This is a genomic window from Cryobacterium sp. Y29, from assembly GCF_002929825.1.
Classification (GTDB): domain Bacteria; phylum Actinomycetota; class Actinomycetes; order Actinomycetales; family Microbacteriaceae; genus Cryobacterium.
The window spans coordinates 1-16,343 of the sequence record NZ_PJJN01000015.1; the positions used below are offsets into that span (position 1 = coordinate 1).

Sequence of the window (16,343 nt, forward strand, 5' to 3'; positions counted from 1 at the left end):
GATGATTCCTGATTCTCGCCCTACGTCAAACGGCGGACTTGCTGTTAGCTACTGGCCTCACCCAACCCTGGCACGTAGGGCGGTCCGCAGTACCGATGCGTACTCGTCGAGGATGACAGTTCCACGACTATGGACGACTTCACCAGTGACGCCCTCGTCGAGCGAAAATGTCTGCCCTTCGTGGCAGCCGACCCCGAGGTCCACTTTTTTGGTGTACATTCCGCTGGCTTCGTTAACCAACGAGATCGAGCCGCTCTCACAACCAAGGAGTGCGATCGCGTGACCGAGGATGCGCTCGAGGAGCGGCGCCAACTCGAAGCGTCCCGCAAGGTCGCGGGCGAGATCTGTCACGGTGTCGAGTTGGTCGCGCAACTCGGTTGAAGACTCGATTACGAGGTCCTCTGAAGCGTGCACATTACGTCCTCTCTGACGACGGGCAAACAGCCGGATTAGTTTCGGGGACAACGTGCGTCACCGCTCCTGCATAGCTAATCCACTGTCCAGTAAATCATGTTCGATGCTGGTTTTCCCTACGTCTTTTCCCCTACGCCGACGTCTGGATATTCCTCATGGTCTGTGCGCGGGGCGCATGGTTGCCGAGAAAGACTCGGTCGAGGCTCTTGTCGGCGAGCGTGGAGGCTTTGCCTGCGCATCGTACGACGGTGACGTGGCGCGACATTCAAGAAGAGACGGAACTTGGCAGGTGATGCGCAGTGGCCCACATCGGTATTCTGACCAGCGGAGATGACTGTCCCGGTCTGAACGCCGTTATCCGTGAGTGCGCACTGTGCGATATCCGCGGGAGTGATCACAGTTTCGTTGGGTTCGTCGACGGCTGGCGCGGTGTGCTTGATCGCGACACCGTCGATCTGGATTGAATGAGTGTCCGAGGATTATCGACGCTCGGCGGCACGATCCTCGGTCCGTCCAGCACGAATCCGGCCGGCGGAGGAGGGGCATCGCGCACGTTCGAACGAAACCGAAGGCGCTCAGAGACCTACTCGCGAACTCGGCGAATGTCGCCCGCGGGTTGTGTACTTTCCGTAGGGCAGCCGCATCAGATCTACCGCGGGTATTTCGGACGACGGAATTAGTGGGTTCTTCTACGCTGCCAGTGCTGGCTGTTGATAACCATAGTGGACGTCATTTGGCCGGCGATAACCCAGCGCGGAATGCCGGCGTCGACTGTTGTAAAAGCCTTCGATATACCGGATGACGTCGCTGCGAGCTTGTGATTTCGTCGCGTATGCGGTGCGGTAAACGCGTTCGTTCTTGATCATCGAGAAAAAAGGATTCAACCATGCTGTTGATGCCCAGCACACGCCGGTTTGGCCCATCGAGAAACGCATACCCAAGCTGGTCACTAGCGCTCGAAACTTGGTCGATGTGTAAACGGCGAGAATTCAACTGGTCGAAGCAACACCGGCCTGTTCGGTCAACGATAAATGCTCTGCCCACACCGCGGTCGGAGTGCCAGATCGCATCCGGCTCGATCAGCGTCGTCGCAGCGGCGTTGCAGCGGGCATTTGCGACGAGTTCGGTGCGCATGTGATCGGCGATGGACCAGCCGACGACCTTCACCCCGGGACGCGTCGCGGTGAAGTCACGTTTGACGAGGCCCGGCATGGTTGCGGCCGCCTCAGCATCGGGTTCAGTCGTGATTCGGAAAGGCCGTGGTTGGCAGGCCCCGAGGCCGATCTGGCGCATGATCTGCCGTACCAGCTCGGGTGAGCACTCGGTCTGTTCCGCGGCGAGGTCGACGTGGATTCGGCGGTAGCCGTGGGTGCCGCCGGACTCCTCGAAGAAGGGCTGAATTCGCGCGATCAGGGCCTCTCTGCGGGCCGCGGTCGCGGACTGCGGCCGGATGGCCCAGTGGTAAAAACCTGACGTGGACACGGCCAGCCACAGGCACATTTTCACCACCGAATCCCGGTTGGCAGGCTCAGATTTTGGGAATCGATGTATTCGTACGTGCTCATTACCGCTGCTCCCGCGCGAAGTAAGCGTTGGCTTTTTTCAAGAGTGCGGTCTCCGCCCGCAACTCCTGAACTTCCCGCTCAAGTGCCTTCAGACGGTCCCGTTCCGACACCGTCAAGTCTGCTTCCATGCCGCCATGAGTCTCGCGGTATTTGCCCAGCCGATTGCGAAGCGTCTCGGGGCCGACGCCGTACGCGGTGGCGACGTCCTTGATCGGTTTAGACGTGTCGATCACCTCGCGGCACAGCCCGTCTGTGAATTCCTGGGTGAAACGCCTACGTGGTGCGGTCAGGCTGGTCTCTACTCTCAGTGAACCCTCATTTTAAGAGGGCCCACCGTCCGACATATCCGCGGCAGGTCACACACACAACAGTGGCCTACTTTTCGAAGAGCACCAACGGACTACTTTTCAACGAGCGTCGACACGATTGTCTCGATGCGCTCACATATCCGGCAGCGCACCTCATAGACAGACCCCACGCGGGAACAGGAGCAGCGACTGCTCCAAGGCCAGCACAACGTCCGATCAACTTTTTTTGTGACGCAGCCGTACGCCATTCGGCAACTGCAGTGTCGCCAGCCTCCACACTCACCCTTGCTCACACCCGCTAACAGGTGTTCCGTTACCGCTGCGTTACCGCTGGGCCGTCGGACAAAAACGAAACCCCCTACTCCCCAGTGAAACACTGAGGAGTAGGGGGTTTTTCGTGGCGGTACCGGTGGGATTTGAAACCTAAGGCGCCCCCAAAGAGACGCCGGATCACCCCACAAATCCGCATGATTACGCGGCTTTTCAATTATTTGACCATGCTATAGAACGGAGCAATCTCGTTCAAATGTTGCCAAAATGTTGCCACGCCTGCAGATTGACCCAAGGGGTCTGTCAGGGGCGTCGCGGGTACATATACAGCGTGAGATGCATGGCGTACATTGCATCGGAGATACCATCGAGAGGCGTGTCGATCTGCGCCTGACCAGCGCCACGGTTCTATCAAAGATAGCCAACATCTACATTTCGGATAACTCGTCCAACAGCCACGAGGTTGAATCGACGCGCTGATAATGGTGATTATGTCAAGTTCTTGATTTCCTCACAGTTGGGTCGAACCTGCCTGGTCGGCCGAGCTCTCCCTCACGGCGAAAGCATCTCTCAGCCCCAAAATCAAGCTGAGATTCACCTGTTGCTTTCTCGTCCTGACAGATACAGCTGGGCCAACGCGATCCAGTCTTCTGGTGTAACTTCAGGCGCCCAGATTGCGAGGTATTCGCGGGGCGTGAGCCCACTCGGCGTCATTTCGATACCGTCACGATAGGTGGCAAAAGGAGAACTGGATCGACTGACGCGGAACAAAACGTCGCGAAACCGATTCTTCCCCAGTGCGAACGTCGGGAATTCCGAGACGCTCGCGCAACGCCAGGCTCGCCAGGCTTTCCCGAACGCAAATTCAAAGTCCATGATCGATGGGTTGAACTCGACAACGCCCTCCGCTGCAAGAGCTCCAAAGAATCCATTGGCTACAAGAAGGAGTTGTTGGTTGCGGGTAGTGGCCGAAGCCCCCGGATTCACGCTGCCACATCCGCCACCGTCGCAACGGCCAAAAGAAGATCTCGCTCGGCACCGAGGGCCAAAAGAGCCTCCGCCACAGACGGGTGCCCGAAACATGGGACTAGTTTCCTCTTCACGTCAGACTCCTTCTCGCTGCGCTTCTTGTCAGAAGCGAGTGACCATTCGACCTCCGAATTGAGAGAGTGAAGCACTCTTGCGACGGTCTCCGGCACGTCGACATATCCCCAGTCGTGGCCTTCGACAGCTTCCCGGAATAGTTTCGGGAACATTGGGTTTGCACCCTTGAAAGCATCTTCGATCGCCTCAATAGTGAGGTAGTTTTCCATCTCTCGCCGGGTCAGAACAAACATGTGTGACGACAGGTGATCGTCGGTGTTGTAGCGCGCTAGGTACTTGGATATCTCGGGTTTCAGAGCCGACCCTTCAACCAAGCGATCGGAATCAAGAAGGTGAACCTCAGGCCTACTAAACGGCGACAGGCGGCTCTCCCAAAGAGCAGCGGCGCCGCAGCCGCCGATAGGTATGAAGCAAAGCTCACCGTCAGTTTCCATTTGGCGAAGATCTGGATATTCAGTGGGACGGGCGGCTTGTAGCGCATCGCTCAGTGCCAGTAGACCGCCGATATCGTTCTTGCCCTCAACGATGAAGAAGCAACGCACATTGTGATCCGCGAAAGTCCCCATCGCCTTGTTCAATTGCTGGAGAACGAACCGCTCGCTGGATGTGTCACTGGAACTCCACACGCGCTTCCCCTGCTGCTCCTCGACGAAACGCACGGCTGCGATCGGTATGTTCCTCACCAAGTTCGAGCTGTGCGTCGTCATCAAAACCTGCCTGTTTGCGAGCCCCGCAACTTCAATTAGAGCGGAAACAGTTTCGCGCTGAAGATCCGGGTGGAGAGCCGTCTCGGGCTCCTCCACTGCGATGATGACGCCCCGTCGCCACTCATCCGTTTCTTCATATCCTCGCTCAACTTCCGCCCGAAAGAAGCTCAAGAGAACCAGTCTGCGTGTCCCGCTGCCACGCTTCGCAAGGGGAACATCGTTCTCGTCGACAAATTGTAGGGACGAGAATGCCTTCTGCCATACGGGGTCTAGGTTGGCCGGAATCAGCTTGGCCGCAAGATTTGGTGCGAATTCCTCCAATTTCCCAACGACTTCCAGGAGAAGTTCTGAAATCTCAGCCTTAACATCGCTCGTAAGCTTCGTGAGTTCAGCCGTATGGCGATCGAGCACGGCCTTGACTATGAGCTTGGCTGGGTCTTGGGCAACCTCATCGGACTCCGCCCCCAGCCGGTCAGCTTGAAAGAGGTGGAACAGGGGAAAGACACTCTCCAGAGCGCTGGCAACGTGCTTCCCGTCCTCTGAGTTCAACGGGATGATCGTCGGTTGCAGCGACGAGAGCCCCTTGGCTTCCCAGGCGCGCCAGATCGCCTGCCTATAGTTCAGGTTCACGCGTCGATCCTCCAGCTCCGCGACAACATCAAGAGTCGAGGCGAGGGATTTGAGTTGCGCGTGCTTCAGGCCGATAAGCGTTGGGCCGCCATCGACGACCGGGTGTAGAGCATGCGCCAAAATCTCGGGGTTGGCTCGCCCCCTGGTCCAGGTCTTGCTAATCACCAAGTGGCCGTTAGCGTCGAGGAGTTTCTCATCCTGGAGGGTCGTCACCGCAGTCTGGTCGATGACCAGCTCAGGGGGAAGGTCAGCGAATGTGCACGTGATGCGAATCGTTCCATGCCCATGAACCGAATAGTCAGAGACGTCCGGCTTTCCCTTGTCCAGGAACAGCCTCATAGCTTCCAGGATGCTGCTCTTTCCAGCGTCATTCTTGCCGGCAAACACAGTCAACGTATCGATCGACACGTAACTCGATGTCAGATATCCGCGAAAACCCTCTAGCTCAATACCCACAATGCGCATTTGTCCCCCTCGACAACAACTTGACATTCAAGTGCCAAGGCTGAGCCTGCCGGATTTGGGCCGACTCCGCAAAAGCGGACTGGTCAAGGCGCAACATGAAGCAGCGCGGCGACCAGCGATGCTAATCACCTCCGAAATAGCACCGACATCAGGCATGAGAGTGAGACACGCGTGGGAGGCAACTCGTGCGTTCCATCGTTCGGATTGTCCTTCCGAATGGAATCTATCGCCTCTACGCACCCGGCATAGCCCTAACCAATCGCCAGCAGGGTCACGCCCACAAGAATGAATGTCAAGGATGTGTCGAGATTAATCTGGGAATTGATTGAGTGTTAGCGCTTAGTGGCGGCGTTCTGTGATCGCTGTTTGGCGCATCGACCCGGTTCTCTGCGTTGCGTCAAAGGGCAGTCAGGGTCTTGTATCTCGTGCGATACGAAACAGGTCAGTTATGAGACACCACAGTCGTGAGAACTGGGGCAGCCTGGTCGACCTGGAACAGGCATTTCTATGTGTGGAAGACTCGAGAGTAGAGGGGATCTCCATGGGTGCGGGCAGCCTTGAGAGCGCATCAGGTCAGTCCCGGTTCGGAGTATTCTTCGTGCGAGATCGCACGGAGGATGCGGATGGTGCCGTCCAGGCTAGTGCCTGCACGGGTGCTGGTCTTGGCAAGTTGGCGAGGGGCTTCCAGCACTGGGAGCGACGTCGTTGTGCTCCGGCTGACCCGGGTTACTCCGCCAGTGCGGGCAGTGAGGTAGCCCTCGGATTCAAGCACTTTGTACGCCTTAGCGACGGTGCCAGGAGCGACATCGAGATCCTCCGCGAGCTGACGAACCAAGGGACGGCGCCCCTCGGCGTGCCCACAAGCGCGCAGTGGAACCTTCTCAGTCGGAGCTGCTCGTCCCCGTCCCTTTGACGATTTGGAGTAGTTGGACCCGCTCGTCGGGCGTCAGGGTTTCGCCCACTGAATGACGAGATGGTCGGATCTGTAGAAGTCGGCATGGCTGTAAATGACAGACTGTCGCGCACGGTCGAGGGACTGATACCGGTAGGTGCTGAACCGCACGATTGAGTGGGTGCTCAAGTCCTCAAATACTCAGTACTCACCGACATCGAAAAAAGAGAGATGCCCATGCTGGGCGAGGACGGAACTCAAATAGCCGCTTAATCGTCGCCCACATGAAAATTCCGTTGACTATTTCCGGATGGAGTTGACGCCGCGAGTTATCTCCGCCAATCTGAGTTTCACACGACATCTGGTTCGTGAGCATCGGGGGGAAAATGATGTTTCGAAAATGGGCGGGTGGATCGTATCGCCTGCGAGACCAGCCATTTAATGAACCGCTGCCCGGGGTAATTGTTCCGCGCGTGAAGTCAACGCAACGCATGTTTTGACCTCTCTCCGAGGGGGTCCCCGCAGACGCCCCGCGTTCCTTTCGACGTCAATCATTGTCGTCACAGCCCTTCTGTTGATAGGTTGCTCATCGGCATCGATCACGCCGGCGGTTCGAGACACAGTCGCGATCGCTCTCGTCGATAGCGGCCTCAACGATGAAAACGTCGACTTTAGCTGTTTTCATGTTTTCGATACTGACGCCGACGACCAAGGGCACGGCACTTTAGTCGCATCGATCGCAGCAGGAATCGATGAGGATAGCTGTCCTGCGTGGGCCCATCGAGTCACTTGGATTAGTTACTCCGTCTTCACTGCAGGAACCGCGTCGGCGGAGGACGTTGCGGACGCTATAGAGCAAGCTATCCGGGACCAGGTGGACGTCATTAACGTCAGCATCGCGATCGGGACGGACACCCGGGCCTTACGTGACTCGGTGAAACGCGCCGTTGAATCGGGAATCGTGGTGGTCGCGGCTGCTGGAAACAACCAAGGGATGGGGGCGGGCTACCCCGCCCGATACCCGGGAGTTATTTCCGTCGGCTCATTAGATGCCGCGGGCCATCCATCAAGCTTCTCGGCTATTGACCATGTGAATTACTTCGCACCCGGTGAAGACATTCCCGCGGTCGACCGCACGGGGGCCCGGCAGCTTGTCACCGGGACGTCAGCGGCTGCAGCAATGACCTCGAATCAAATCTTGAAAAGCTTGCTCGGCGTAGCTAAACCCGATTCCACCCTGTCCGCACTGATCGCTCACCAATCAAAGGAAGACAATCAATGAAAAAGATCGCCATCGGAGTCGTAGCGGCGCTGCTGCTCTCTGGATTCGCTTACTCGCCCGCGTTCGCAGAGACCAGCTCTGCCCCGGTAGAAGCTTCAGGCAGCGGGATGGTTGACGAGGAAAAGCTTGAATCCGCTTTCAACGACGCAGGATTGACACTGGAAGACGTGGACGCCTCGCTCACTAAAATCTCAGTCGAGACGACATCGGATTTGGGATCTGGCGAACCTGTCACGGCGCTGACAACGTTGTCGTTTGAGGACAGTAGCGCTCTTTTTTCTCTAGGGAGCATCGACACCGACTACAACGCCAACTACTCCATCCAGATACAAGAGTTGAACGACGAAGCCACCTCGTTCACCATGACAGACCTGGCCACTGGTGAGACAGAATCATATGCCGATGACGTGGGCTATGCCGCCTTCGTGCCAGTACTGGTTCTGGGAATACCTATCGCTCTAGAGATCTTGAAAACACTCCTGGTGGCATCTGCAGTTGTCATCGTCGCTGGTGTTACGTGGATCGCAGCCACTAACGCAATCGATGCCCTCAATAAAAAGGGATCAAGCTACCAACATTTCCGCGCAATGATTCTAAACGGCAAACTCGTGCTTGCAAATGGTATGTCGCTTTCCGCGGCCATCACATGGGGCCGCGGGGGGAAAGACACGTGGTCTCGCAGCGAGGCCGGCGCGCTCGCAGTTGCGAAAGGAATCAAAAACGGCCTGGCCGTAGTCGGACCTGAGCGCGATTCGGGCGGTCGCGGAAAATTCGCACACTTCCACCCGAGCAACCGCACCCCCGCAATGCACGCCTTTTTCGGACTACCCAATTGATGGACAATCACGAAGCTGACGACCGTTCAGACCTCCTGGCACGGTGGAAGAAGACCAATCCTCAGCGATGGACAACGGACGCCGTTGAAGAACACTTGAAACAGGGTTTTTGTGCATATGAAATCCCGCTCGAGGCCATTACACGCACTGACTATTCGAACGATGGAGAAGTCCGCGAGGACTTGATCTACTCGCTCTACACGATCACTCATCCGGACGTCCTATCCCGCCTGTACAGCGCAGAAGAGAAGGAAATGAAAGATGTTGGTCCTGATACGTACGATGAAAGCTGGCGGGGACTCTTCCTTCAAGAAACTTCGGGCAGTGACACTGACGATCTTGGAACGGCGCCTCTTGGAGACGCGTCTTGGCTGGCATACAACCTTCTAAACACTCAACATTTGGTGGGCCAACGCACCTCCATCGTGCTCGAGCAAGAAGACGGCCTCGTCACTGGTGCCAAGGTTTATGGGATGTCTGACCACCTAACGACGTACATGACCGCGCTGACCGGATACAGAGAGACTGGAACAGAAACTGACCAAAATTACTACTCGATGAAAACTGGCGACGTAAACGACGAAGCCTTCGTCTACTACCTCGACTGCCTCGCGCGACACAGCTTCATCTAGCCCGATACGAACAACACCTGTCAGGCTGCGGATGCTGACCCACGGTGATGCGGCAGAATTATGCTAGCTGCCGCTATCACCCGTTGGTCAGCACCGTAGTCTGACTCGTCAGAGGAACCTGCCAAGAAGTCGCCCTTGATGTGCCTCGCCCGGAGGCCAAAAAGCGGCCTATTCGATCCTGCGATGTCCGCGATCGCATAGTGGCCACCGGCCGCAGCCAGTTAATCGAACACCCCCCTCACGACGGAAATATTTCTCGGCCCATAAGCACACTGTCGTGCCGGCGTAAACGCGACCGTGGCATCAACTGCGGTCGCGACAACTGCCCTGCCCTGGAAAACTCCGCCATTCCACGAAACGGCTGTCTCGAAACCCTAGGGATATAAGACGTCTCACAGTCATGACCTGAGCGTCCTCAAAATCGTCGGAATCTGGCGGCACGGCGAGTCTTATAACTACGTCGCATAACCACCTGCTGTAATTACGGTACACACCATTAGTTATGAGACACCTCAGGAGCAGAATTGACGAAACTGATCGGCTACGCGCGCGTATCCACGCGACAACAATCCACCGACCGGCAGCAAGTCGACATCCTGGCCGCCGGAGTACGACGCGACGACCTTTACGTCGACCATGGGATCTCAGGCGCTCGAGCATCACGACCGTACTTCGATCGCGCGCTCGACGCTCTCGAGGACGGCGACACCCTCGTCATCACGACCCTGGATCGGCTCGGCCGATCGACGCAGAACATGCTCGCTTTCGCCGAGGAGCTCCGCGGCCGCGGCGCCGGCCTTCGCGTACTCAACCTCGGCGGCGGCGACGTCGATACAGCAACACCGATGGGGTCCATGCTGTTCACGATCATGGCGGCGCTCGGGCAGATGGAACACGAAATCAAGCGAGAGCGTGTTGTCGACTCCATCAACAAACGCCGCGAAGCCGGTAAGGATTTAGGCGGCCGCCCGCGGCTCATCACAGACAGCCAAATCCGCAACGCCCGTCGACTCATCGACGGTGGAGAGACAACGACAACGGTTGCCCGCGATCTTGGAATGTCTCGAGCAACGTTCTATCGCCGAACGCGGGCACTGGACCTCACCGCCGAGTCATTTGAGGCGTCCGAACATGCCCCGTATAGCCCCCCTTCACCGGGCATTTTCTCAGGCGGGGCATACGGGACGATCGCCCTCTCGGCACCACAGGGAACCGAGTAGACGACGATCATTCGCAGACGTCACCGTCCGTCTTACGGGCGAAGTCGTGGGATTCGCGTATCAGGAGTGACGGTCTATGTGACGTCCTCCACTATGTCTTGGTCGATGCTCGATCGGTGCCGTGCGTGGATGCCGACAACGGCCAACGGGAGCAGGGCATACACCGGCGCAAGCGCCAGCGCGCCGAGGAAGGCCGGACCGGTTGGTGCGGCATCGCCAAGGTTCATCGCGAGGAGCGCCCAGCAGGCCCCGGCGCTGCCTGAAGTCAGTACCGCCGCGATGTAGAGCGTTCCTCGAAAGGGCTCCTCATGGTCGCGATCTACGGCGGCGGCGATGGCCAGGGCGAAGCCACCGAGCGTTAAAGCCGCGATAGGCAGGAAGAACATCCACAACGGTTGCGTGTTCGAGACCTCGGTACCGGACCACTGCACGTTCAGAGGATTCGGCAACGGCATCCATTGCAACACCACGATTCCGACGGCCACGGTCGGAACCGCGACGAGCAGTGCAGCGAGAATACGGCGCGCGAACATCATGACGAACCGATTCTAGGGGAGCCATAGGGTAATCGACGGGTTCGCGTTGACGGTTCCTCTGCGACACACCTTCGGCGAACTCGGCCGCCGGGTGATTTAGCCCCAGATCTGTCGCGCTCACCGTCCGGCTTGCGGACACTTTCAACCTACAGATGCCGCTTGTAACTCCTGACGCTCACGTGGGGCGAGGGTGGTTTGGTGCCGTTGTTCGATGGAGCGACCCCATGCTGTTCCCGCGAGGATGAGGGCGATACCTAAGTATCCAGTGACGGTCACGAAGTCACGAGCAATCGTAATTCCGATGATCACGGCCCAGACGGGCTCAGTTCCGAGGAGGAGACTCACTCTCGATGGCGATGTTCGCCGGACCGCCCAGGTTTGCACCAGGAAGGCGAAGACTGTGCAAGCGACGACGAGGTAGACGAACATGACCGCGCGTCGCGGGTCGAGGCCGGCAAGGAAGTGTGGGATTGGGTCGCCGTAGAACAGTGACGCCGCCGAAAAGATTGTCGCGCAGGTAAGGAGTTGAACCGTGGTGAGGTGAAGCGAGTCCATCGGTTTGTTGCCAGTGAGTTTAAACATTGACGTGACATGGATGGCACGAACGATTGCCGCAATGAGGATAAGGAAGTCGCCAAGGCTTGGCCTCTGAAAAGTGCCATTGCTGGCGAGAAGTGCAACACCAATGATGGCGATCAGCGCGGCAAGGAAGAACCTGCCGGGCAGACGTCGACCGGATACCGCGGAATCGAGAAGAGGAGTGAACACGATTGTCAGGCTGATGATGAGGCCGGCATTCGTTGCTGACGTGTGGGCGATCCCGAAAGTCTCGAATGCGAACACTGAAGCCAACACCACCCCGAGGATCACACCCGCTCGCAGTTCGGCTGCAGTTACACGGTGCCGCCGGGCGGCCACGATTGCCGCCATGAGGGCCCCGGCGAGCAGCATCCGCACCGCGAGGAGTGCCACTACGGAATCGGGCGTGACTAGCTGTTTAGCCACGAGGTACGTCGATCCCCACGAGGCGGCGACTAAAAGCAGGAGTAGGTCGACACGGAATCGGCTGAGTGGAGCGGTCATGCCACCATCTTCCGGCTTAGATTCACGTAAGACAAGAGAGAAGTTTCGTGCTCGATGGTTTAGTTTAAACTTATGGAACTGGGTCAGCTTCGCGCTTTAAGAGAGTTGGGTGACCGGGGCAGTATCACCGCCGTCGCTGCGGCGCTGTACGTCACGCCGTCGTCGGTCTCGCAACAGATCAGCGCCTTGCAACGTCACTCGGCCGCACCGTTGACGTGCAGGGACGGACGGCGGACAGCGCTCACCGACGCCGGGCGCGCCCTGGCGATGGCGGCGATCGACGTGGAGGTGGCGCTCGAACGTGCCCAGCAGGCAGTGGCACGCTTCCAAGACGATCGCTTGGGCGCCGTTTCAGTGGCGGCTTTCCACAGCGTGGGCCTTGCAGTCTTTGGCCCCCTGATCGCCGCATGTGGCAGTGCTGATCAGCCCGATGTGCGGCTGAGTGATTTCGACGTGGCCCAGGAGGATTTTCCCCCTCTCACGGCCGATCACGATCTTGTCCTCGCGCACAGGCTGGTCGGTAGCCCGTCGTGGCCTAGGTCGGTGCGGGTGGAATCGCTCCTGTACGAGCCGCTGGATATCGCGATCCGACGAGATCACCCCCTTGCAGCGAAAGCTGCGATCCAACCGGCAGACCTTCAGGACGAGGCATGGGTCGCAGTGCACGAAGGATTCCCGCTCAAGCAGGCTCTCTCCGTAATTTCAGGAATCGGCGGGAGTGAGGCGCGCATCCTGCACCGGATCAACGAGTTCACCGTAGCTGCCGCAGTTGTCGAAGCGAGCGGTTGCATCGCGCTCATGCCCCGATACACGACCAACATCCGCGACCACCCGGATCTGGTCCTCCGCCCGCTCACCCACCCGGGGCTGGGCCGGCACATCGACTGCCTTGCTCGACCTGAAACTCTTGAGCGAAACAATGCAAAGGCGGTCCTTTCACATGTCAGAGCCATAGCAATGGCCCTCACCCACCGACCGCCCGGCGTCTAGAACGGGTGTCGCGTAGAGGTTCCGCAGGGGGCTCGGCTAACGGGCGCTCAACCCATGCTCGACACGAATCATCTATACGTTCGTTTTTGAGTAGCCGGCGTCGCTTCGCCGATCAGCTTCGTCAGTGGCGCGTGTGCTTCAGCGACTCCGCGGCCGTCAGGATCGACGCCCCGAGAGACACGCTGTCCTTGAGCAGGAATTGCCCCACCATGGACAACTTGGTCTTCCCGTGGTTTTCCTGCCGCACCCCCGGAGTTGTGGCCATGAAACTGAGGGTCGTGAGGAACATCCCGATGGCAGCCATACTGCCGACGGCCGAGGCACGCGGTGCGAAAGGCTTGGCGGCGATCAGGGAGCCTATGACGATTTCGGTGACTCCGATCAGCTGCGCCGTCCTCTTCTCGCCCAACTTTTTGACCACCGACGAGAACAGAGGGCTGGAGGTGACCAGGGGCTTGATGTTTTCCACCTCATACTTCTGAAACTTCAGCGTCCCGATCCAAATGAGGTTCGTCACCAGGGCGTAACGCAGGACCGAAGCCCCCACATTCTCGAGGTCGGTAGCGGACGCGTGTCGCTTTGTCATGTCGTGTTTCCTTTTCTCTGATGGCGGATTGAACCGGTCGTCGCAACGATGGGCTTTTCTGGCTGTGACACTAGTCGCTGCATGGCCTCAGCGGGTGTGATGCCGTCGATCGTCTTGCGGGGTCGATTGTTGAGTTCGGTAGCGACTTCGAGCAGCCGCCCGGGCGAATGAACGGATAAGTCGATGCCTGTGGGGAAATACTGGCGTAGCAGCCCGTTGGTGCTTAGTTGCCACGGCGATGCGGATCACAGAAGTAGATAGCCATCGTGGTGGCCATCGTGATCTGCCGATGCTGGGCCACCCGACGTCGCTCTGCTCGAGCGGCTTGAGCGGCTTGAGCGCCTTGGCGTCCCTTGCACCGTTTGGGTAGCCTGAGATCATGTGGGACACCATGAGCGCCAGCCACGAAAAGCGCGAGGAACTGCACGAGGCATATGTCCGGGAGTTGAAACCGGCGGAGGCGCATCTTCGGAATCGGTTGAGCGGGCCGGGCGATCCGCAACTCGACGGCAGCGTCGAAAGCCTGGACGCCGTGAACGAATGGTTCCTGACGCGCATCAAGGAACCGAAAGAGACGGAAACGGCTGACCTGCCGTCCTGGTGGGACCCGGCAAGACCCACAGCCGAGAGCGGTGTTCCGGGAAGCGGTCCATTCACGTCAAGCCAGCTTGAACTGATCAATGAGGTGCAGGCATATCTCGGTGAAGTGTTGACTACCGCTATCCCCGATGCGCACTGGGTGATTTATAAGGGCCACAAGCGTGATTTCAGGAATGGGTTGACGATGCTAGAGGTGGGGAAAGGGCAACCTCTTCCCGTGCGTGATGTCGTATATAAAGAAGCGCTCGGCATGGTTCTGTCTGGACGCGAGGTGGCAGTTGACACGTTGTCTTCATGGGTGCGTGAAAAGTTGGCCGCATTGGAATGAACTCAGGTGGGACACCGTAAGCGCCAGCCGCGCGCAGCGTAATGTACGGCGAAACGTTGAACGCTTTCCAATATCGGCGCGAGGTCCCGGTCGAGCAAATCTCCGAACTCGTGCGGACGGTCTTGTCGACGTGGCCTGAACGAGCAGCGGCGGCTGCGCTCCGCGAGTGCGACCTCTCCGGCATTCTCGGCTCCAGAGCTCCTTCGATGAAGGGGCCGGGTAGCCCAACCCAGATCCCTCGGCTGAGAACATATTCTCAGGGATTGCTGCCCGTTCAGGGTTCCCGCTGTGACTCACACCGCACGGTGCTTCAGTAGTGTCTCGTAACCTAACTGCCTCGAAACCCATGGGCAGTCTCTAGGTTTCGAGGCACTGTGCAGGTGGACGTCGCCAGTGGAAAGATGGGTGCCGTCATAAGCGGAGCCCCGTAACTCCGGGACCTCTGCGCCACCCTGGATGGGGGCTGGACTTATTAGTGACTCGGTGTCATTGTCGACTTCACTCTGCCGATGGGGCCGAGTTTGGCGGAAGCGACGACGAGGGGACGAGCTTGTTCACGATTGAGGATTCTCCGGTCAGGGGCGCACTTGGGGATCGGCTGTATGTCGTCGACCATGAGCGCGGCGTCTGGCTTCAAAGAGTTTCGGGCGTCGGACGCCGGCCCGGAGATGCCTTCCAGCTCGTCCGGGAAGAAAACGTCATTCCCTTCAATATGAGTGAAGAGGAAGAAACTGACCCAAATTCAGGGCAAAGGTACGTCCTCAGGCGCTTCGAGACCTTCGGCATCAGCGGGATCGCGAAGAGGTACGCGGGTATCGAACCCTTCGTGTTTTCAGACGACACTGAGAAACGCGAGTTTCTGAAGCTTGCCGTCGAGGCTGTCCTTGTCTACGGCTTCCACTACACAACGACACCGCGCCTTGAAGGGGATGTCCGTATCGACGCAGACGGGCAGATTTTCACCCTCGGAGGCTTCGGGTATGCCACAGAAGGCTAGGAAACGGAGCCTTGGGCTCCCAAGTCAGAGGGGCGAGTGAATGTCCGGTCTTTCACTCACCGACGCAATCGACGAAATGAACGACTTCAAAACCTTCGTGACCGCGCCGTAACTCCTGGAAACGTCCATTCGCCCCGTGGCATACGGCTCAATCGGTGGAAATCGCGGCATGTCATGCTCCTTCAGCGGTCATTGCGAGAGGCAGGTGCCAGCGCGCGTGCGTGTTCAGGCGCGATCGGGTGCGCTTTCGGATACTTGTAGCTTGCTCTGTCCCCGTCGAACCATTCGAATCTCCTTGATCCCATATTCTTCTTTGGCAGTTCCGTCTGGAATGAAATCGTGCTTGCGGTAGAACGCCTGGCCTCGGGGATTTGGGTCGGCTACCCACAGTGCGGCCGCTGCGTCGTTAAAAAGGACAGCCTCCAGGAGGCGTTTTCCCGCCCCCGTGCCGTGCGCGGAGGCAAGCACGTACAGGATGATGAGTTGCTGACTCCATGTAGCATCGGCATCCGTGGGCTCCGCGCTCTGGGCAATCCCGATCAGTTCGCCGTCGAACTCCGCGACGGCGACTCGATGGTGAGCGAATCGCTCACCCGTCAGCCCGATCGTCCAGAAACGCTGTCTCGCAGATACGAACTCTGAGTCGTCCAACACCTCGTCAGTCATGAGACCCCGATAGGTCTCTTGCCACGTCGCCACGTGAACACGTGCCATGGCCGCGGCGTCCGCTGGTGTAGCCAGCCGAATCGACAGTCTTGTATTCATACGGCCAATATTACGGAGCACGTCCGCGGTCTTCAGGAGATTCCCGCAGAGGGTTCCTTTTGCGGGCCTCGCTGTTCGTTCGGGCCGCAGGCGAAGGTCACGGCGCGCGTTGAAGAGCCTGCGTCCGGGCCAG

15 protein-coding genes and 3 pseudogenes are annotated in these 16,343 nt (G+C 58.4%); 8 read left to right on the top strand and 10 right to left on the bottom strand.

The features are described from left to right. Window positions 1-57 precede the first annotated feature (57 nt). Window positions 58-414, bottom strand: a complete 357-nt coding sequence (locus tag CXY74_RS00305) for a hypothetical protein (RefSeq protein WP_104198580.1) — start codon at window positions 412-414, stop codon at window positions 58-60. Between the two features lie 299 nt (window positions 415-713). Here CXY74_RS00305 and CXY74_RS17805 point away from each other — a divergent pair, with 299 nt between their 5' ends. Then, on the top strand, window positions 714-878 hold the full coding sequence (locus CXY74_RS17805; RefSeq protein WP_233193066.1) for a 6-phosphofructokinase: 165 nt from the start codon (window positions 714-716) through the stop codon (window positions 876-878). Window positions 879-1,103: 225 nt separating this feature from the next. Here CXY74_RS17805 and CXY74_RS00315 read toward each other — a convergent pair. The 4 genes and pseudogenes from CXY74_RS00315 to CXY74_RS00325 all read right to left on the bottom strand — a co-directional run bounded on the left by CXY74_RS00315 (window position 1,104) and on the right by CXY74_RS00325 (window position 6,235). Further along, a pseudogene (locus tag CXY74_RS00315) lies at window positions 1,104-2,269 on the bottom strand (IS3 family transposase). 882 nt (window positions 2,270-3,151) lie between these two features. Then, window positions 3,152-3,433, bottom strand: a complete 282-nt coding sequence (locus CXY74_RS17205; protein WP_134549122.1) for a hypothetical protein — start codon at window positions 3,431-3,433, stop codon at window positions 3,152-3,154. A 107-nt stretch (window positions 3,434-3,540) separates the two neighbouring features. Then, window positions 3,541-5,463: an ATP-binding protein gene (locus CXY74_RS00320; protein ID WP_158251184.1), complete on the bottom strand. Its 1,923-nt coding sequence runs from the start codon at window positions 5,461-5,463 to the stop codon at window positions 3,541-3,543. Window positions 5,464-6,031: 568 nt separating this feature from the next. Beyond that, complete coding sequence (locus CXY74_RS00325; protein ID WP_233193068.1) at window positions 6,032-6,235, bottom strand: hypothetical protein; 204 nt, start codon at window positions 6,233-6,235, stop codon at window positions 6,032-6,034. Window positions 6,236-6,929: 694 nt separating this feature from the next. Between CXY74_RS00325 and CXY74_RS00330 the strand changes: the two genes are divergently transcribed. From CXY74_RS00330 to CXY74_RS00345, 4 genes and pseudogenes are all read left to right on the top strand, one after another. Next, window positions 6,930-7,637 (top strand): S8 family serine peptidase, encoded by a 708-nt coding sequence (locus tag CXY74_RS00330; RefSeq protein WP_158251185.1) that lies wholly within the window; start codon window positions 6,930-6,932, stop codon window positions 7,635-7,637. Next, on the top strand, window positions 7,634-8,473 hold the full coding sequence (locus tag CXY74_RS00335; protein ID WP_104082778.1) for a hypothetical protein: 840 nt from the start codon (window positions 7,634-7,636) through the stop codon (window positions 8,471-8,473). Before CXY74_RS00330 ends, CXY74_RS00335 begins: the two co-directional genes overlap by 4 nt. Continuing rightward, on the top strand, window positions 8,470-9,105 hold the full coding sequence (locus tag CXY74_RS00340; RefSeq protein ID WP_134379357.1) for a hypothetical protein: 636 nt from the start codon (window positions 8,470-8,472) through the stop codon (window positions 9,103-9,105). Before CXY74_RS00335 ends, CXY74_RS00340 begins: the two co-directional genes overlap by 4 nt. 524 nt (window positions 9,106-9,629) lie before the next feature. Further along, window positions 9,630-10,202 (top strand): annotated as a pseudogene (locus tag CXY74_RS00345) (recombinase family protein); the annotation flags it as partial. Window positions 10,203-10,399: 197 nt separating this feature from the next. Here CXY74_RS00345 and CXY74_RS00350 read toward each other — a convergent pair. After that, window positions 10,400-10,861: a hypothetical protein gene (locus CXY74_RS00350; protein ID WP_104198582.1), complete on the bottom strand. Its 462-nt coding sequence runs from the start codon at window positions 10,859-10,861 to the stop codon at window positions 10,400-10,402. 141 nt (window positions 10,862-11,002) lie between these two features. Next, window positions 11,003-11,944, bottom strand: a complete 942-nt coding sequence (locus tag CXY74_RS00355) for a DMT family transporter (RefSeq protein WP_104198583.1) — start codon at window positions 11,942-11,944, stop codon at window positions 11,003-11,005. 72 nt (window positions 11,945-12,016) lie between these two features. On the opposite strand from CXY74_RS00355, the gene CXY74_RS00360 reads away from it, so the two are divergent. Beyond that, a complete protein-coding gene (locus tag CXY74_RS00360; RefSeq protein ID WP_104198584.1) occupies window positions 12,017-12,934 on the top strand; it encodes a LysR family transcriptional regulator in 918 nt (305 codons plus the stop codon). 121 nt (window positions 12,935-13,055) lie between these two features. On the opposite strand, the gene CXY74_RS00365 is transcribed toward CXY74_RS00360, so the two are convergent. Both CXY74_RS00365 and CXY74_RS17815 read right to left on the bottom strand, forming a co-directional pair. Next, window positions 13,056-13,520, bottom strand: a complete 465-nt coding sequence (locus CXY74_RS00365) for a YkgB family protein (protein ID WP_104198585.1) — start codon at window positions 13,518-13,520, stop codon at window positions 13,056-13,058. A gap of 71 nt (window positions 13,521-13,591) precedes the next feature. Continuing rightward, window positions 13,592-13,821, bottom strand: a pseudogene (locus tag CXY74_RS17815) (transposase); the annotation flags it as partial. Window positions 13,822-13,899: 78 nt separating this feature from the next. Between CXY74_RS17815 and CXY74_RS00375 the strand changes: the two are divergent. Together CXY74_RS00375 and CXY74_RS00380 are read left to right on the top strand one after the other, a co-directional pair. Further along, window positions 13,900-14,448, top strand: a complete 549-nt coding sequence (locus CXY74_RS00375; protein ID WP_104198586.1) for a hypothetical protein — start codon at window positions 13,900-13,902, stop codon at window positions 14,446-14,448. A gap of 550 nt (window positions 14,449-14,998) precedes the next feature. Then, on the top strand, window positions 14,999-15,445 hold the full coding sequence (locus CXY74_RS00380) for a hypothetical protein (RefSeq protein ID WP_146069979.1): 447 nt from the start codon (window positions 14,999-15,001) through the stop codon (window positions 15,443-15,445). Between the two features lie 225 nt (window positions 15,446-15,670). Here CXY74_RS00380 and CXY74_RS00385 read toward each other — a convergent pair whose 3' ends face one another. Beyond that, window positions 15,671-16,111, bottom strand: coding sequence for a GNAT family N-acetyltransferase (locus CXY74_RS00385; protein ID WP_233193067.1), 441 nt, complete (start codon window positions 16,109-16,111; stop codon window positions 15,671-15,673). Window positions 16,112-16,343 lie beyond the last annotated feature (232 nt).

Excerpts from the sequence above, each read along its gene's own strand:
- CXY74_RS00335 (WP_104082778.1), top strand. The coding sequence starts at position 7,634 with ATGAAAAAGATCGCCATCGGAGTCGTAGCGGCGCTGCTGCTCTCTGGA.
- CXY74_RS00360 (WP_104198584.1), top strand. The coding sequence starts at position 12,017 with ATGGAACTGGGTCAGCTTCGCGCTTTAAGAGAGTTGGGTGACCGGGGC.
- CXY74_RS00385 (WP_233193067.1), bottom strand. The coding sequence starts at position 16,111 with ATGACTGACGAGGTGTTGGACGACTCAGAGTTCGTATCTGCGAGACAG.
- CXY74_RS00350 (WP_104198582.1), bottom strand. The coding sequence starts at position 10,861 with ATGATGTTCGCGCGCCGTATTCTCGCTGCACTGCTCGTCGCGGTTCCG.
- CXY74_RS00365 (WP_104198585.1), bottom strand. The coding sequence starts at position 13,520 with ATGACAAAGCGACACGCGTCCGCTACCGACCTCGAGAATGTGGGGGCT.
- CXY74_RS00355 (WP_104198583.1), bottom strand. The coding sequence starts at position 11,944 with ATGACCGCTCCACTCAGCCGATTCCGTGTCGACCTACTCCTGCTTTTA.
- CXY74_RS00320 (WP_158251184.1), bottom strand. The coding sequence starts at position 5,463 with ATGCGCATTGTGGGTATTGAGCTAGAGGGTTTTCGCGGATATCTGACA.
- CXY74_RS17205 (WP_134549122.1), bottom strand. The coding sequence starts at position 3,433 with ATGGACTTTGAATTTGCGTTCGGGAAAGCCTGGCGAGCCTGGCGTTGC.
- CXY74_RS00375 (WP_104198586.1), top strand. The coding sequence starts at position 13,900 with ATGTGGGACACCATGAGCGCCAGCCACGAAAAGCGCGAGGAACTGCAC.